Here is a 17502-nt window from a genome sequence, read left to right as displayed (position 1 = left end):
AACCAAACTTTTGCTGGTGCCGGTTCCAATCTGAAAAATCTGCTCCCGGACATTTCTGTGCAGGGGCAGATTCACCATATTAATCATAGCGGGTGTGTTGCCGGTGCCGCGCTGATTGTTTCTGTGTGTGGGGCGGCTGATAACGCTGTTGCCGTGCGGCCTGTTTTCTTGATTTTATTGCCGAAATATCGGGGAAGCAGGGCTGTGGAAAACGGAGTGGCGATTCAGGCAGCAGTTTGGGAGACGTGGAAACGGAGCCGTAAAACGGGAAACGGCGGCTATATCGACCAATATGAAATCATCGTTGTTGCGGCAAACCCGCATCATGGCAACATCCAAACATTTGCCGGCCCGCCGATGGCTCAGAATCTCAAACTTTATTTAGGCAGAAGCGTTAGGGTGAAGGCGGATGGGTTGAACGACAAAGCCTGTGTTGTGGATTTATCGTTTCTGCCGTTCAAGGTTCACTAGCCGAAACAGCCGGGGCTTAAGGCCGTCTGAATGCCGTTAGGGCTGCTCTGTAACGCCGTTTCAGTTTTGGCAACCCACATCTCTGTTGCGGGGATCATCATGTGCGGATAAGGTTGGGCAGGTTCGGCAAACCGATGGCGCATAGGGCGGGCTCTGCCGTGTGCTGCCGACTCTCCGCATTCTTGAGAGATGGGCAGCATTCTGAGGGGTAAAGCACCAACCGATGGCGGTAAACAGGCCGGCCACCGGTGCCGGATACGCGGCTCAGCGTTCAGAATGGTTTCCCATCATCTTTTTTTGTTGCGCGATAATTTTTTGCATCATCAAGAGAAATTGCTGCCGTTCGTTTTCATCTAATACGGATAAAGCCTGCTGATTGATGGTTTGCGCAATTTCGGTTGCTGCTTGTTCTAAAGTTTTGGATTTCTCTGTTAATTTGATCAGACGGACACGCGCATCATTTGGATGGGCGACACGCACAATCAAATTGTCTCTTTCCATGCGTGCCAAAGTATTGGCAATCGTTGCTTGGCGCAGCTCGGCTTTTTCAACCAACTCGTGCTGGCTTAAGCCGTCTTGTTTCCATAAATGCAGCAAAATGGGAAATTGTGCGGGTGCCAAGTCTAAAGGCTTTAACCGTTCGCTCAGCAAAATGGCAAATTGGCGGGCAAGATGATTGATAAGATACCCTGCGGATTGTTCTGCTTCCATTTATTTACCTTTAAAAACAAATCAATATTAAATCTTCTTGAAATATAGCTTGCTGTTGTTTTTTATAGTCTGCTATATTTAAACTATAGCTTACTATTAAGTCAGCCTGATAGGAATATACACCATGAACAGAAATATTCTGCGTGCCATTCATTTCACTGCCGTCTGCACAGCCACGGCACTAATCGCCGCATTTTGGAGCAGTACCGTTATCAGCGAACTGTTTTTACCGCATCACGCAGTTGCTTTGTTAAAACAAAGCATCGCCTATGGCATGATTTTACTCGTGATAAGCATGGCGGCAACCGGGGCAACGGGCATGAAAATGGGCGGCAAAAGCAAACATGCCAGAATTGCAGCCAAACGTAAACGAATGCCAGTTATCGCCGCAAACGGATTGTTGATATTGATACCGTGCGCCTTATTTCTGAATATGCGTGCCGCTGCCGGCCGGTTTGACACAATATTTTATACCGTACAGGCGATAGAGTTATTGGCAGGCGCGGTAAATTTCACTTTAATGGCTTTAAGCATGCGTGATGGCAGGGCCATCCGTCGTCCGAAGAAATAATATTTTTTCATCTATGCTTAGCGCGTGTTCTGTTTGTTTGGGCAGATGCTTTTCGACAATGATTTCTACCGTATTGCCGCCCAGATATGCACGCCGAGATCATGCAAATTCAGGATCTGCATGGTTTGTCTCCGGCTGATTTTTAGCATAAACTGTTTTCCCATTCTCCTGAAACGGCGCACCATTTTATCCGCGCCGCCCGGCTGCCGTGAAACTGTTTTCAGATCCGGCGGAGATTCTGCACCGATAACAACGTTTCCTTTCCAAACTCTGCGGCAATCTTAATATCTACACCATTCAGGCAAATATCGCATATGGTTTTCCAGATAACCGTGAAAACCATATGGCAGCAGCGAATTTTCCAACTTCGCCCCGAATGCGGGCAGGAAGCCCCGCAAGTTTCCCTGCCTGTGCGCCCTAACACAATATCCGATACAATTAAGGCCGTCTGAAAAAAGGAGCCACCCACATGGCAAAACCCAAAGGCGGCTTAGGCCGCGGCTTAGATTCACTGATTTCCAACAATATCGATGACGGCAGCAACGAGCGCCTGACCACGGTAGCGGTGACCGATATCCAGCCCGGCCGTTACCAGCCGCGTGTGCAGATAGACGATGAAGCCCTGCACGAGCTTGCTGAATCCATCAAAGCGCAAGGCGTTATCCAGCCCGTTATCGTGCGCGAGCGCGGCCTGTCGCAATACGAGCTGATTGCCGGTGAGCGCCGCTGGCGTGCCAGTCGGCTGGCCGGCCTGACGGAAATCCCCGTGGTGGTGAAAAGCATCAGCGATGAAGCCGCCTTGGCGATGGGTCTGATTGAAAACCTGCAACGCGAAAACCTTAATCCTATCGAAGAAGCGCGCGGATTGAAACGCCTGGCCGATGAATTCAGTTTAACGCACGAAACCATCGCCAAAGCCGTGGGCAAAAGCCGCAGCGCCATTTCCAACAGCCTGCGTCTGTTGGCATTGCCCGAGCCGGTGCAGGATATGCTTTATCAGCGCCGTTTGGAAATGGGCCACGCCCGCGCTTTGCTGACCTTGCCGGTGGTGGAGCAACTGTTGCTGGCGCAGAAGGCTGTGAAAAACGGCTGGTCGGTGCGCGAAGTCGAACGCCGCAGCCAACTGCTGCACCAGGGTAAAAAAACAGAAACCGTCAAAAAAATCAATCCCGATATCCGCCGTTTGAATGATGCGATTACCGATAAATTGGGCGTGAATGCCGAAGTGCAGACCCGAAACCAGAAAAAAGGCAAAATCGTGTTGTATTTCGATACCCCTGAAACGCTGGAAAACCTGTTGCAACAGCTGGGTGTGGAATATAACGCTTAAAAAGCAATCTGAGTATTCGAAAGGCCGTCTGAAATTTTCAGACGGCCTTTGCCCAACCGGATATCTTTATCCACGCTATAAACTTTTTATGGCGGTTTCAACCCGGCCCGAACCGGGCATAGCGGTGCAGGTGGCAGGCGCGCGGCAAGGCGGCAGAGTTGATGTTGATGGGCGTGGCGGTTTTGTCTGCCTGCGCCGGATTTAACCCGGGCAGCAGCAGGGCAATGCGGGGGGATGTTTTTTGTGTGGTGCTAAGGTTTAAGGCCGTCTGAAAATTTCAGACGGCCTTGGCGTAACAGTGTGGTGCCCACAAAATACAGGCTGAATTTAACCCGAGCAGAGCAGCCGTTTCAAACAATGAACGGCATCTAAAAATAAGCCAATAAGCCGGGTAGTTCACCCTGCTTATGAGATAGTTTTTATGTGGGATATGGTTTTTTATGGTTACACAGACGGGTTGGGGGGCAATGGTGCCTACAAGGCAGGTTCGGAGCGGAGGGCTGAGATGGGTTGCCCTGGTTGTGCGGCAAGGCTGCAGACGGTTGAAAGTATGTATGGTGCCGCTTCAAAATGGTTGTTTTTGAGCCAAGGGCAATGCTGTGCTGATTTCAGCGTGGATCGGCCGTTGCAGCCAAGATAGGTATCAAGATAGGTATTATGTTGGAGTGGAAAAGCCGAACCCCGTTTGCTATAAGGGTTCGGTCATTTGAAGCCGGCCGACAGACCGTTGCAATCGGGGAGGGTGGTTTATTTTTTCAGACGGCCTTTGCTTGGGTATAAACCACTTATGAAAACAGGAAAAAGAAGCAGATTATGCAGAAATCAGCAGAGATTGCGCTGTTTAATTTTTGCTGTGCTGTAGTATTATGTAGTGGCTTTGCGGTGGTGCGCGGAGAGATGCGGCAATAAAAGCAAAACCGAGTCGGATATTTGATTCATCAAGGTTGGCAATTGTCTTGACGCTTAAACACATCTTGATTATAGTAGCTTGGCTTAATCTGCCTTTGGCTCAACCTCAATATGAATCAGATTGTGTATGCGCAATTGTCGGCGTTGGCAGCGGTTGCCGTGTTGTGCGCCCTTATCGGCGGCAGTGGCGGCTTTTGGTCTGCTTTGGCTGGCGGGTTGAGTTATTTGCTGCCCTCGGCAGTTGCGGTATTACTTCTAAAAATTTTCAGGCTGTATCCGCAATGGGCGGGTAAGATATTCCTGCTGGGAGAAGGTTTAAAAGTAATGCTGGCTTTGGTGTTGATGCTGATTGTTTTTACAATTTGGCATGAAACGCTGCAATTCCTGCCTTTTATTGCGGGATTGTTTGTGGTCAGCCATTTGGTTTTTTTAGCATTATTGAGAGTTGGAAATTATGGCAGGTGAATCAATGACTGCTGCAGACTACATCAAGCACCACTTACAGAGCTTGACAAGCCTGCAGGATGTAACCCAGGGGCAAGGTCTGAAAAATATCGCCGATTTTTCATTTGTCAACTTGGATGCAATATTCTTTGCCGTGGTGTTGGGGGCGGTTGGCAGCTTTTTTCTGTGGCGCGGTGCCCGAAAGGCAACCGCCGGTGTTCCCGGACGTTTTCAGGCGGCTGTAGAAATACTTTTCGAGTTTGTAGACGATATGTGTAAAAGCATCGTCCACAACGAGCAATCACGCAAATTTGTAGCCCCGTTGGGGTTGACGCTGTTTGTGTGGATTTTCCTGATGAATGCGATGGATTTGTTGCCGGTAGATTTACTGCCCCTGGGCTGGCAGATGGCAACTGGAGAACATCATGCTCTGTTGCGCGTTGTGCCTACTGCGGATTTGAACACGACTTTGGCGTTGGCTGTTGGCGTGTTGCTGATTTGCCTTTATTACAATATCAAAATCAAGGGTTTTGGCGGTTGGATGCACGAAATGTTTACTGCCCCTTTCGGCCCGTGGCTGGCTCCTGCCAACTTTATTTTGAATATCGTGGAATTTTTGTCTAAAACTGTATCGCACGGTATGCGGTTGTTCGGCAATATGTATGCAGGCGAACTGGTGTTTCTGCTGATTGCGCTGCTGGGTGGTGCTTGGGCTGTGTCGGCGGGCAGCATCGGCGTGATGGATCCGGTTATGTTCGTATTTCATATACTCGCCGGTATGGTATGGGCTATTTTCCATATTTTGGTTATTACTCTTCAAGCGTTTATCTTTATGGCTTTGGCTTTTGTGTATATCGGCCAGGCGCATGACGCACACTGATTCGAAATAGCTTGTTGCTTTTTAAGCAAGTAAATAAGTAGTTTTTCAACGTGGTTTTTAACCTTTGTTTTTATTAAGGAGTTTTAAAATGGGTTTGATTGCTATTGCATGTGGTCTGATTGTTGCTTTGGGTGCGTTGGGTGCATCCATCGGCATCGCCATGGTGGGCTCTAAATATTTGGAATCTTCTGCACGCCAGCCTGAGTTGATCGGCCCGCTGCAAACCAAGTTGTTCCTGATTGCCGGTTTGATTGATGCTGCATTCTTGATCGGTGTGGCCATTGCCTTGCTGTTTGCTTTCGTTAACCCGTTTGCAGGCTAATCCTAACGGCAAACTGCTTTTATGCAGATGACCCCCGTTTGTTTGATTAACCCTAATACGAAGGTTAAGTAAAGTGAATATCAATGCAACCTTATTCGCGCAGCTAATCGTCTTTTTCGGTTTGGTATGGTTTACCATGAAATTTGTGTGGCCGCCAATCGCAAAAGCGTTAGACGAGCGCGCCGACAAAATTGCCGAGGGCTTGGCGGCTGCCGAGCGTGGTAAAAGCGATTTTGAGCAGGCAGAAAAGAAAGTTGCAGAACTCTTGGCCGATGGGCGTAGCCAGGTTGCCGAAATAGTGGCCAACGCCGAAAAACGTGCAGCCAAAATCGTAGAAGAAGCCAAGGAGCAGGCTGCTCACGAAGCTGCCCGTATTGCAGCTCAGGCAAAGGCTGATGTGGAGCAGGAAGCCAACCGTGCACGCGAAGTTTTGCGCGAGCAGGTTGCTGCATTGGCCGTTAAAGGTGCCGAATCCATTTTGCGTAGCGAAGTTAATGCAGACAAGCACGCACAAATGCTCGGTGCCCTGAAACAGGAGCTGTAATCTTATGGCTGAGTTCGCAACAATTGCTAGACCTTATACAAAAGCATTGTTTGGTTTGGCTAAAGAGAATAACCAAATAGAGTCTTGGTTGGGCGGGCTGAAAGCATTGGCATCTGTTGTGCAACAGGAAAAAGTTGCGGCATTTATCGGACAATCTGGCAAAAGTGCTTCCGAGAAAGTGGAAATGCTGGTTGATTTGGTAGGTTTGAGCAACCCCAATCTGAAAAATTTTGTATCGGTGCTTGCCGAACAAAAGCGCTTACAGATTCTCCCTGAAGTTTATGCACAATTTCAAGACTTAACCTTGGCACTGAATCACACCAAACAGGCTGTTATTTATAGCGCTTACCCGCTGAATAATGCCCAGTTGGAAGATTTGACAGCCGACTTGCAAAAACGTTTCGGTATTAATTTAAAAACAATTACCGAAGTGGATCCTGAGTTGATTGGCGGAGTCAAAGTGGAAATTGGTGACCAAGTACTGGATTTGTCGTTGCAAGGTAAATTAAATGCCTTGTATGCGGCTATGACAAATTAGGAGAGTTTTCATGCAGCTTAATCCTGCTGAAATTAGCGATTTGATTAAAGCCAAAATCGAAAATCTATCGGTAAACGCAGAGATCCGCACCCGCGGAACCGTTATTTCCGTAACCGATGGTATTGTCCGCATTCACGGCTTATCGGACGTTATGCAAGGTGAAATGCTTGAGTTTCCCGATAACACTTTCGGCTTGGCAATGAACTTGGAGCGCGACTCCGTTGGTGCTGTGGTGTTGGGTGAATATGGGCATATTAAAGAAGGTGATGAAGTTAAATGCACCGGTCGTATTTTGGAGGTGCCTATCGGTCGTGAGTTGGTAGGCCGTGTTGTGAATGCGTTGGGCCAACCCATTGATGGCAAAGGTCCGATTAATACAGCGTTAACCGCTCCGATTGAAAAAATTGCGCCCGGTGTAATTGCACGCCAATCGGTAGACCAGCCCATGCAAACAGGTTTGAAATCCATTGACTCAATGGTACCTATTGGCAGGGGTCAGCGCGAATTGATTATTGGTGACCGTCAAACCGGTAAAACAGCCGTTGCGTTAGATGCTATCGTTAATCAAAAAGGCACAGGCGTTATCTGTATTTATGTTGCAGTGGGTCAAAAAGCGTCTTCCATTGCCAATGTAGTACGAAAATTGGAAGAATATGGTGCGCTGGAACACACGATTGTTGTTGCAGCCACTGCATCAGAAGCGGCGGCATTGCAATTTATTGCGCCGTATGCCGGTTGCACGATGGGTGAGTTTTTCCGCGACCGTGGTGAAGATGCGCTGATTGTATATGACGATTTGTCTAAACAGGCAGTTGCCTATCGTCAGATCTCTCTGCTGTTGCGCCGCCCTCCCGGCCGTGAAGCTTATCCGGGCGATGTATTCTACCTGCACAGCCGATTGCTGGAGCGTGCAGCCCGTATAAATGCCGATGAAGTCGAACGCCTGACCGATGGAGAGGTAAAAGGTAAAACCGGTTCATTAACTGCGTTACCGATTATTGAAACTCAGGCAGGGGATGTATCTGCATTTGTTCCGACCAATGTTATTTCCATTACAGACGGCCAAATCTTCTTGGAAACCGATTTGTTCAACTCAGGTATCCGTCCTGCAATTAACGCAGGTATTTCTGTATCACGGGTAGGCGGTGCTGCACAAACCAAAGTCATTAAGAAACTGGGTGGCGGTATTCGTTTGGCGTTGGCTCAGTACCGTGAATTGGCGGCATTCTCACAGTTTGCTTCTGATTTGGATGAGGCAACCCGCAAACAACTGCAACACGGTGAGGTGGTAACTGAATTGATGAAACAGAAACAATTCAGCACCCTTAATACTGCCGAAATGGCTTTGACTCTGTGGGCGATTAACAACGGTTCCTACTCAGATGTCCCTGTTTCTAAAGCATTGGCTTTCGAAGTGGACTTTTTGAGCTATGTGAGAACCCAGCATCCCGATGTTTTAGATGCTATTAACCACTCGGGTGCCATGTCTGATGAAAATGAACAGGTGCTGACTCAGGCGATGAAATCCTTTAAATCTTCTTACAGTTACGCGTAAGCATTCCCAAAGAAAGATGAAAGGAGTCTGAAATGGCAGTAGGAAAAGAGATTCTCACCAAAATTCGCAGTGTTCAGAATACCCAAAAGATCACTAAGGCGATGCAGATGGTGTCAACCTCTAAAATGCGGAAGACTCAAGAACGGATGCGCTTGGCGCGTCCGTACGCTGAAAAAGTGCGTTTGGTAATGAGCCATTTGGCACAAACCCATTCGGATCACGGTATCAGGTTTTTGGAACCGCATAAAGAAGTAAAACATGCAGGTTTCATTTTGATCACCACCGATAAAGGCTTGTGTGGGGGGTTAAATGCCAACGTGTTGAAAAAGTTTTTGGCGCAAGTTCAAGAGTACCAACAACAGGGTATTGAAGTTGATGTGGTCTGTTTAGGCAGTAAAGGTTTGGCGGCTTGCCAGCGCATCGGTTTGAATGTGATTGCCAGTGTCATCAATCTAGGGGACACACCCCGTATGGAAAAATTGCTGGGTGCATTAACCGAGATTTTCCAACGTTACGGCAAAAAGCAGCTGGATGCCGTTCATTTGGTGTATTCGGGTTTTGTGAATACAATGCGTCAAGAGCCGCGTATTGAAACTTTATTGCCCATCGGTCAAAACACAATTGAAAGTGTCAGCGAAAACAGTGATTTTAACTGGGATTACCGTTATGAACCCAGTCCGGTTGCTGTTTTGGAATATCTGGTTCGCCGCTATTTGGAGTCTGTGGTTTATCAAGCGTTGAGTGACAATATGGCATCGGAACAAGCAGCGCGTATGGTGGCGATGAAAGCTGCCACCGATAATGCCGGTAACGCCATTAAAGAGTTGCGTTTGGTGTATAACAAATCCCGCCAAGCCGCGATTACCACAGAGTTGTCAGAAATTGTTGCAGGTGCTGCGGCTGTTTGAGGCTGCGGTGCCGTGCATTTAAAATAGGATACGATAATGAGCCAAGGCAAAATCGTACAAATTATCGGTGCGGTAGTTGATGTGGAATTTCCCCGCGAAGCTATCCCGCGCGTTTACGATGCCCTCAAATTGGTCGATACCGATTTGACTTTGGAAGTTCAACAGCTTCTGGGGGATGGTGTGGTGCGTACCATCGCCATGGGCAGTTCAGACGGCCTCAAACGCGGTATGGCTGTAAACAATACCGGTTCGCCTATTGCAGTACCTGTAGGTAAAGCCACATTGGGCCGCATTATGGATGTACTCGGCAATCCTGTTGATGAAGCAGGTCCGGTAGAAGCCGCCGAAAAGCGTTCCATTCACCAAGTGGCTCCGAAGTTTGACGAGCTGTCAAGCGCGACCGAACTGCTTGAAACCGGCATCAAAGTAATCGACTTGCTGTGTCCGTTTGCAAAAGGCGGCAAAGTGGGCTTGTTTGGCGGCGCGGGCGTAGGAAAAACCGTAAACATGATGGAATTGATTAATAATATTGCCAAGGCACACAGCGGTTTGTCTGTGTTTGCCGGTGTGGGCGAGCGTACCCGCGAAGGCAACGACTTCTATCATGAAATGAAAGATTCCAACGTATTGGATAAAGTGGCGATGGTTTACGGTCAAATGAACGAGCCCCCGGGCAACCGCTTGCGTGTAGCCCTGACCGGTTTGACCATGGCCGAATATTTCCGCGATGAAAAAGACGAAAACGGTAAAGGCCGCGATGTATTGTTTTTCGTAGACAATATTTATCGTTACACTTTGGCCGGTACGGAAGTATCCGCATTGTTAGGCCGTATGCCTTCGGCAGTAGGCTACCAGCCGACATTGGCAGAAGAAATGGGTCGTCTGCAAGAGCGCATCACTTCCACACAAACCGGTTCGATTACTTCCATCCAAGCCGTATATGTACCTGCAGATGACTTGACCGACCCGTCTCCGGCAACCACTTTCGCCCACTTGGATGCAACCGTGGTATTGAGCCGTGATATCGCTTCTTTGGGTATTTACCCTGCAGTAGATCCGCTGGATTCCACTTCGCGACAGCTTGATCCGATGGTTTTGGGTCAGGAGCACTATGATGTGGCACGCGGCGTGCAGTCGACCCTGCAAAAATACAAAGAATTACGCGATATTATCGCCATTTTAGGTATGGATGAATTGTCTGAAGAAGACAAACTGACCGTGATGCGTGCGCGTAAAATCCAACGCTTCCTGTCGCAGCCTTTCCATGTGGCAGAGGTGTTTACGGGTTCTCCCGGTAAATATGTTTCCCTGCGGGATACCATTGCCGGCTTTAAGGCTATTCTGAGCGGTGAATACGACCACTTGCCCGAGCAGGCTTTCTATATGGTGGGAGGCATAGAAGAGGCCGTAGAGAAAGCGAAAGCCCTAAACTAAGGAGGTCGGCATGAACATCATGCAAGTTGAAGTGGTAAGTAACGAGGAGCATATTTTTTCAGGCGAGGCCAGCTTTGTGGTTGTGCCGACCCTGACAGGTGAACTCGGTATTTATCCGCGACACGAGCCGATTATGAGTTTGGTTCGCCCAGGAGTTCTGCGTTTGACCGTGCCGGGTGAGTCTGAGGAATTTTTGGTGGCTGTTTCAGGCGGCCTGCTGGAGGTTCAGCCCGACAAACTGACTGTATTGGCCGATGTGGTCGTGCGCAGTGAAGAGATGGATCAGGCGCGGGCCGAAGAAGCTAAAAAAGCTGCTGAAGCGCGCATCTCCCAAGCTCAGGATGATGAATCTCTGGCTAAAGCGCAAGCAGCCTTGGCGGCTGCCATTGCACAGCTCAAAACCTTAGATTATCTTCGGTCTCAAAAAAATAAATAACAGGTTTACGGCAAATCCGAAAAGCACAGCTTCAGGCTGTGCTTTTTATATACCGCAGCCGAAATGCCGGCTTTCTCTTGAGTTTCGATTTTCTGCCCTTATTTTAAAAGCCGATTTTTATACCATTACCGAATATTCATCATGAGCAATAAAGATTTTTATGAAATACTGGGCGTAGCCCGCAGTGCAAGTGACGATGAAATTAAAAAAGCCTATCGAAAACTTGCCATGAAATACCATCCCGACCGTAACCCGGGCGATGCAGGGGCCGAAGAAAAGTTTAAAGAAGTGCAGAAAGCCTATGATATTTTGGCCGACAAACAAAAGCGGGCTTCTTACGACCAATTCGGCCATGCCGGGGTAGACCCCAATATGGGCGGCGGCGGTTTTGGCGGCTTCGGCGGGGCACAGGGTTTTGATTTCGGCGATATTTTCAGCCAAATGTTCGGCGGCGGGGCAGGAGGCAGCCGCCAGCAGAACTATCAGGGTGCCGATTTGCAATATGCAGTAGAAATCACGCTGGAAGAGGCCGCCAAAGGTATTAAAAAGCGTATTACCATCCCCACTTACGAAGAATGCGATGTGTGTCACGGTAGCGGCGCGAAGCCGGGCACATCGGCCGGCACCTGCTCCACCTGCCGCGGCAGCGGCATTATTCATGTGCGGCAGGCCATTTTCCAGATGCAGCAAACCTGCCCGACCTGCCACGGAACGGGTAAAGAAATCAAAGACCCGTGCGTGAAATGCCGCGGCGAAGGCAGGGTGAAAGCCAGCAAAACCGTTGAAGTCAATATTCCGGCAGGCATAGACAACGGCCAACGTATCCGTTTGAGCGGCGAGGGCGAGCCGGGTGTGCACGGCGCGCCGAGCGGTGATTTGTATGTTGTGGTACACGTTAAAGAACACAAAACATTCGAGCGCAACGGCTTGGATCTGCATTGCGAAATGCCGATCAGTTTTGCCATTGCTGCATTGGGCGGCGAGGTTGAAGTGCCGACACTGGAGGGCAAAGTGAAGCTGAATATCCCCAAAGAAACCCAAACCGGCCGCCGTATGCGTGTAAAAGGCAAAGGTATCAAGTCGTTGCGTTCCAGCGCAGTAGGGGATTTGTATTGTCATGTTGTGGTGGAAACGCCGGTTAATTTAACGGAACGCCAGAAAGAGTTGTTGGAAGAATTTGAAAAAATTTCCACCGGTATGGAGCGTTCGCAAACCCCGAGACAAAAATCGTTTTTTGACAAAGTGCGCGATATTTTCGATTAATAACAAGATAGGCTTTGCAGTATCGCTCTCAATTTTCAGACGGCCTTGATGCGTATTCGGGCCGTCTGAAAATTTATCAAAAACAAAATCCGGCAGAGCGGTAGTGAATCCGGTTTCAAAACAGTTTAAGGCGGCAGGCCGCAGATATTGCCGGGTTCCTCATTTGCACTGCAGTGTGGCTGCGCCCGGTTCAAAGAAGAGAGGCTTGCCCCGCCCCGCCCAGGCGGCAATGGAAAAGGCCCCGTATTATCTGTAGTGTTTGTGGCCGGCCGGCACCGCAAATCAAGCGGACTCACGATAGTCCGACTCGGGCAGGCTGATGCCGTTATGGTTTGAAAGCAGGCAGCCATGAATGCTGATAAATTTAAATAAAGTCAAGATTGGAAAGAATTTTATGCAGAAAATTACCCTGATTGCCGCTTGTGCGGAAAACGGCTGCATCGGTATCGACAACACCATGCCGTGGCATCTGCCTGAAGATTTTGCTTTTTTCCGCAGTTATACCACAGGCAAACCCGTGGTTATGGGGCGGAAAACATGGGAGTCGCTGCCGAAAAAACCGCTGCCGGGCCGCCGCAATATCGTGATTACCCGCCGTGCGGATTATCAGGCAGAGGGCGCGCAAACCATGCCCGGCCTGCAAACCGCATTGTCGGCGTGCGCCGCAGATGCCGAAATCATCATCATGGGCGGCGCACAGATTTATACCGAAGCTATGCCGGCGGCCACCGATTTGCGTATCACCGAAGTGGGTTTGAAAGTGGCGGGTGATGCGTTTTTCCCCAAAATCAGCAGCAGCCGGTGGCAGGAAAAAAGCCGTGAAACACATACGGCGGCAAACGGCATAAATTATGCATTTGTACATTATGTGCGCTCGGAATAATCCGGCGTTTTCGCACACCCGGGCCGTCTGAAGAAAGCAGCGCCCGCCTTTCAGACGGCCTGTACCATACATTTCCGCAAAGTTTCACAGCCAAGCTGTTATAATTTCTCCTTATCTTTATTCTCTTTAAAACTCTCTTCAAACGTAATATCGAAGCCATCATCATGCAAGAACACTACCAACCGTCTGCCGTTGAGCCGGCGGCGCAAGCCAAGTGGGATGAAGCCCATATTTTCAACGTGGCCGAAAACACCTCCAAACCCAAATACTACTGCCTTTCTATGTTTCCCTATCCCAGCGGCAAGCTGCATATGGGGCATGTGCGCAACTACACCATCGGCGATGTGCGCAGCCGTTTTAAATTCTTAAACGGATTCAACGTATTGCAGCCGATGGGCTGGGACGCATTCGGTATGCCGGCCGAAAACGCCGCCATCGACCGCGAAGTTGCGCCTGCCAAGTGGACGTATGAAAACATCGCCTATATGCGCAACCAGCTCAAAAGCCTCGGTTTCGCGATCGACTGGGCGCGCGAGCTGGCCACCTGCTCCCCCGAATACTACCGCTGGGAGCAATTATTCTTCACCAAACTGTTTAAAAAAGGCGTGGTTTACCGCAAAAACGGCACGGTCAACTGGGATCCGGTCGATCAAACGGTATTGGCCAACGAGCAAGTGATTGACGGTCGCGGCTGGCGCTCCGGCGCGCTGGTGGAAAAGCGCGAAATCCCGATGTATTACTTCAAAATCACCGATTACGCCGAGCAACTCTTGAACGACTTGGAAGGTTTGGACTGGCCAGAGCAGGTGAAAACCATGCAGCGCAACTGGATTGGCAAATCGCGCGGCATGCAGGTGCGCTTTGCTGTGGCAGAAGACAGCAAAGCCGGCCTGAGCGGCAGCGATGCCGAGTTTTTGCAGGTGTACACCACCCGCCCCGACACGCTGATGGGCGCCACCTATGTGGCCGTGGCCGCCGAGCACCCGCTGGCAACCGTTGCGGCTGCCGGCAACCCCGAATTGCAGGCCTTTATTGCCGAATGCAAGGCCGGCAGCGTGGCCGAAGCCGATATGGCGGTGATGGAGAAAAAAGGCCTGCCCACCGGCCGCTATGTGGTAAACCCGCTCAACGGCGGGCGTTTGGAAGTGTGGGTGGCCAACTATGTGCTGTGGGGTTACGGCGACGGCGCGGTGATGGCGGTGCCTGCACACGACGAGCGCGATTTCGAGTTTGCCGGCAAATACGGCCTGCCCGTCAAACAGGTGATTGAGCAGGAAGGCAGCGTATTCGACCCGCAACAGTGGCAGCCATGGTATGGCAGCAAAGAAAATACCCGTTTAATCAACAGCGGCGGGTTTGACGGGCTGGACTTTCAGACGGCCTTCGACACCATCGGCGAAAAACTGCAAAGCCTGAACGCGGGCGAGCCGAAAACACAATACCGCCTGCGCGATTGGGGCGTATCGCGCCAACGCTACTGGGGCTGCCCGATTCCGATTATCCACTGCGAAAACTGCGGCGATGTGCCCGTGCCCGAGCAGGATTTGCCCGTGGTGCTGCCTGAAAACGTGGTGCCGGACGGCACCGGTTCGCCGCTGGCGAAGATGCCCGAATTTTACCAAACCGTCTGCCCCTGCTGCGGCAGCCCGGCACGCCGCGAAACCGACACCATGGACACCTTTATGGAATCGAGCTGGTATCAGTTCCGCTATATGTCGCCCCGATTTTCAGACGGCATGGTGGCGCCCCAAGCGCAGGCCTACTGGCAGCAGGCCGACCAATACATCGGCGGCATCGAACACGCCATTCTGCACCTGCTCTACGCCCGCTTCTTCACCAAGCTGATGCACGAAGAAGGCATGGTAAACGTGAAAGAGCCGTTCCAAAGCCTGCTCACGCAGGGCATGGTGCTGCAGGCCACTTATTACCGCGAGCCGGAAGGCGGCAAAAAGCAATGGTTCAACCCCGCCGAAGTCGATGTGCAAACCGATGAAAAAGGCCGCCCCACTGCCGCCGTTTTGCGTGCAGACGGCCTGCCCGTTACCATCGGCGGCGTGGAAAAAATGTCGAAATCGAAAAACAACGGCGTGGATCCGCAGCAAATCATCGAAGCCTACGGCGCCGACACCGCCCGCCTGTTTATGATGTTTGCCAGCCCGCCCGAACAATCGCTCGAATGGAGCGATGCCGGCGTGGAAGGTGCACACCGCTTCCTGCGCCGCCTGTGGCGCACCGTGTATGAGTTTACAAACAGCGGCGGCACAGCGGCGGCATTCAGCGGCAGCCAAGACGCTTTAAGCAAAGAATTGAAAGACCTGCGCCATAAGCTGCACAGCACCATTGCCAAAGTGAGCGATGATTACGAGCGCCGCCTGCAGTTCAACACCGCCATCGCCGCCGTGATGGAACTGCTCAACCAATTCGATAAAACCGATACCTCGGGCGAACAAGGCCGCGCCGTGGCGCAGGAAGTGCTCGAAGCCGTTGTGCGCCTGCTGTGGCCGATTGTGCCGCATATCTGCGAAGCCCTGTGGAGCGGGCTGAGGCCGTCTGAAACCTTATGGGCGGCGGGCTGGCCGCAGGCAGATGCTGCCGCGCTGGAGAAGGAGGAAATTGAAATGATGGTGCAGGTAAACGGCAAGCTGCGCGGCAAAATCACCGTTGCCGCCGATGCGCCAGGCAGCGACATTGAAGCCGCCGCGCTGGCTGCCGAGGGTGCAGTAAAATTTATGGAAGGCAAGCCGGCGAAAAAAATCATTGTCGTACCCAAACGCCTGGTGAATATCGTGGTTTGACCTTTGCCCGAAGCCGACAAAGGCCGTCTGAACGGTTGTTTCAGACGGCCTTCTGCATGGATGCGGCAAAAATAACCGTGCAGATACCGGCTATCTCCAACCATCACAACTCCCGATTTTCAATCACGGCCGTTGCTGCTTCACAACCGGCCGTCTGAAAAACCACAGCTGCCCTTTCAGACGGCCGGCTCGGGCTGTTTCAGCCACGGCTTTTTTCGAGCCGGGTTTCAGGCTTTTTATTCTGTTGCACCATACCGGTTGCCGCCCCGCCGTTGTGCGGGCGCGGCTGCCGTTGCCGGCGCAGGTTTTTTGGGGAATAGCGGCAGTGCATACACATCTTCGGAGCCGTGCAGCACGCCGCAGGCCGTGCCGGCGCACAACCGGTTCTGCTGCGGCTCCAGCGGTTTGCGAAACCGCCCTTTCGGGCTGAGGCCGGGTTGGGCTGCACCGTCTTTTTACAACGGATATTGCTGTTCTACATTCGACCGTTTGAATTCGGCCGTCTGAAAAACCGTCCGGCTGCCTTTCAGACGGCCGGCTCGGACTGTTTCAGCCACGGCTTCTTCGGGCAGGACGCGGCAAGGCCGCAACGAAGATTAAGCGGGATTATCATTTTCCGTACACACCGCTGTTTTGCCCACTTCGGCCAGATTCCAATGTTCCACTGCCCAGGCCAATAATTCAGACGGCCTTTGCGTATCGGGCGCGGGGGGCAGGTTCAGATAGCCCATCACCTGCCGCAGCAGGGGTAGGCGTTGCGCCCGATCGAGCGCGGGGGCAAGGGTTTGTTTCGACCATTTCTGGCCGTGGCGGTTGGTCAGCAGCGGCAGGTGGGCATAGTGCGGGACGGGGTATCCCAAGCAGCGTTGCAGCCAAATTTGGCGGGGTGTGGAAACCAGCAAATCCTGCCCGCGCACAATATGGGTGATGCCCTGTTCGGCATCATCGGCAACCACCGCCAGCTGGTAGGCCCAGCAGCCGTCTGCACGCAGCAGCACGAAATCGCCGATGTCGCGGGCGGGGTTTTGGGCGCAGCGGCCGACCACGGCATCATGAAAAACAATGGTTTCATCGGGCACCCGCAGCCGCCACGCCGGGTTTTTTGCCGAATCGTTTTCAGACGGCCTGAAGCCTGCGCGGCCGCATCTGCCGTTATACACGAAACCGTCCACCCCTGCTGCCGCGTTATTCTGCCAGCTTTTGCGGCTGCAATAGCAGGGGTAGGCCAAGCCGGCCGCTTTCAGACGGCCTAAGGCTTCGCGGTAAAGCGCGTGGCGGCGGCTCTGATACACCACTTCGCCGTCCCACTCGAAACCGAAGGTTTCGAGCGTGCGCAGAATATGGCTTGCCGCGCCGGCCATTTCGCGCGGCGGATCGAGATCTTCGATGCGCACCAGCCAGCGCCCGCCGTGTGCTTTGGCATCGGCGTAGGAGGCCAGAGCGGTGAGCAGCGAGCCGATGTGCAGCAGGCCGGTGGGGCTGGGGGCGAAGCGTCCGATGTAGTGGGT

At 51.6% G+C, this 17502-nt stretch carries 18 protein-coding genes; 15 read left to right on the top strand and 3 right to left on the bottom strand.

Annotation, left to right across the window (positions count from 1 at the left end):
• Positions 1-57 precede the first annotated feature (57 nt).
• Positions 58-471, top strand: coding sequence for a hypothetical protein (locus IR141_RS01810; protein WP_135033987.1), 414 nt, complete (start codon positions 58-60; stop codon positions 469-471).
• Here IR141_RS01810 and IR141_RS01805 read toward each other — a convergent pair.
• The gene (locus IR141_RS01805) at positions 468-671 is read right to left on the bottom strand and encodes a hypothetical protein (protein ID WP_194198360.1); all 204 of its coding nucleotides are present in this window, start codon (positions 669-671) and stop codon (positions 468-470) included. The genes IR141_RS01810 and IR141_RS01805 overlap by 4 nt on opposite strands.
• Before the next feature lie 64 nt (positions 672-735).
• Positions 736-1182 carry a MarR family winged helix-turn-helix transcriptional regulator gene (locus IR141_RS01800; protein WP_135033986.1) on the bottom strand — a complete coding sequence of 149 codons (447 nt, stop codon included), beginning with the start codon at positions 1180-1182 and terminating at the stop codon, positions 736-738.
• A gap of 124 nt (positions 1183-1306) precedes the next feature.
• Between IR141_RS01800 and IR141_RS01795 the strand changes: the two genes are divergently transcribed.
• From IR141_RS01795 to leuS, 14 genes are all read left to right on the top strand, one after another.
• Positions 1307-1753: a hypothetical protein gene (locus IR141_RS01795; RefSeq protein WP_135033985.1), complete on the top strand. Its 447-nt coding sequence runs from the start codon at positions 1307-1309 to the stop codon at positions 1751-1753.
• Between the two features lie 469 nt (positions 1754-2222).
• Positions 2223-3083, top strand: coding sequence for a ParB/RepB/Spo0J family partition protein (locus tag IR141_RS01790; RefSeq protein WP_135033984.1), 861 nt, complete (start codon positions 2223-2225; stop codon positions 3081-3083).
• 1020 nt (positions 3084-4103) lie between these two features.
• Entirely contained in the window at positions 4104-4457 is a 354-nt protein-coding gene (locus IR141_RS01785; RefSeq protein ID WP_135033983.1) for an ATP synthase subunit I, read from the top strand.
• On the top strand, positions 4447-5316 hold the full coding sequence (gene atpB / locus IR141_RS01780; protein ID WP_135033982.1) for a F0F1 ATP synthase subunit A: 870 nt from the start codon (positions 4447-4449) through the stop codon (positions 5314-5316). Before IR141_RS01785 ends, atpB begins: the two co-directional genes overlap by 11 nt.
• Before the next feature lie 88 nt (positions 5317-5404).
• A complete protein-coding gene (gene atpE, locus IR141_RS01775; protein ID WP_004284425.1) occupies positions 5405-5638 on the top strand; it encodes a F0F1 ATP synthase subunit C in 234 nt (77 codons plus the stop codon).
• A gap of 73 nt (positions 5639-5711) precedes the next feature.
• Positions 5712-6182 (top strand): F0F1 ATP synthase subunit B, encoded by a 471-nt coding sequence (locus tag IR141_RS01770; RefSeq protein ID WP_135033981.1) that lies wholly within the window; start codon positions 5712-5714, stop codon positions 6180-6182.
• A 4-nt stretch (positions 6183-6186) separates the two neighbouring features.
• Complete coding sequence (locus IR141_RS01765; protein WP_135033980.1) at positions 6187-6720, top strand: F0F1 ATP synthase subunit delta; 534 nt, start codon at positions 6187-6189, stop codon at positions 6718-6720.
• A 10-nt stretch (positions 6721-6730) separates the two neighbouring features.
• Positions 6731-8275, top strand: coding sequence for a F0F1 ATP synthase subunit alpha (gene atpA, locus IR141_RS01760; RefSeq protein WP_135033979.1), 1545 nt, complete (start codon positions 6731-6733; stop codon positions 8273-8275).
• 32 nt (positions 8276-8307) lie between these two features.
• Positions 8308-9183, top strand: coding sequence for a F0F1 ATP synthase subunit gamma (gene atpG / locus IR141_RS01755; RefSeq protein WP_135033978.1), 876 nt, complete (start codon positions 8308-8310; stop codon positions 9181-9183).
• Positions 9184-9219: 36 nt separating this feature from the next.
• Positions 9220-10617, top strand: a complete 1398-nt coding sequence (gene atpD / locus IR141_RS01750) for a F0F1 ATP synthase subunit beta (protein ID WP_135033977.1) — start codon at positions 9220-9222, stop codon at positions 10615-10617.
• A 10-nt stretch (positions 10618-10627) separates the two neighbouring features.
• Entirely contained in the window at positions 10628-11053 is a 426-nt protein-coding gene (locus tag IR141_RS01745) for a F0F1 ATP synthase subunit epsilon (RefSeq protein WP_135033976.1), read from the top strand.
• Positions 11054-11194: 141 nt separating this feature from the next.
• Complete coding sequence (dnaJ, locus tag IR141_RS01740) at positions 11195-12316, top strand: molecular chaperone DnaJ (protein WP_135033975.1); 1122 nt, start codon at positions 11195-11197, stop codon at positions 12314-12316.
• A gap of 394 nt (positions 12317-12710) precedes the next feature.
• Complete coding sequence (locus IR141_RS01735; protein ID WP_135033974.1) at positions 12711-13199, top strand: dihydrofolate reductase; 489 nt, start codon at positions 12711-12713, stop codon at positions 13197-13199.
• A gap of 164 nt (positions 13200-13363) precedes the next feature.
• Positions 13364-15994, top strand: coding sequence for a leucine--tRNA ligase (leuS, locus tag IR141_RS01730; RefSeq protein ID WP_135033973.1), 2631 nt, complete (start codon positions 13364-13366; stop codon positions 15992-15994).
• Positions 15995-16590: 596 nt separating this feature from the next.
• On the opposite strand, the gene gluQRS is transcribed toward leuS, so the two are convergent.
• Positions 16591-17493 (bottom strand): tRNA glutamyl-Q(34) synthetase GluQRS, encoded by a 903-nt coding sequence (gene gluQRS, locus IR141_RS01725; RefSeq protein WP_135034039.1) that lies wholly within the window; start codon positions 17491-17493, stop codon positions 16591-16593.
• Positions 17494-17502: the final 9 nt, after the last annotated feature.

Source organism: Neisseria sp. 19428wB4_WF04, assembly GCF_015235335.1.
GTDB lineage: Bacteria > Pseudomonadota > Gammaproteobacteria > Burkholderiales > Neisseriaceae > Neisseria > Neisseria musculi.
Note: the sequence above shows the minus strand (reverse complement) of the source record. Positions and strands in the feature narration are given on the sequence as shown.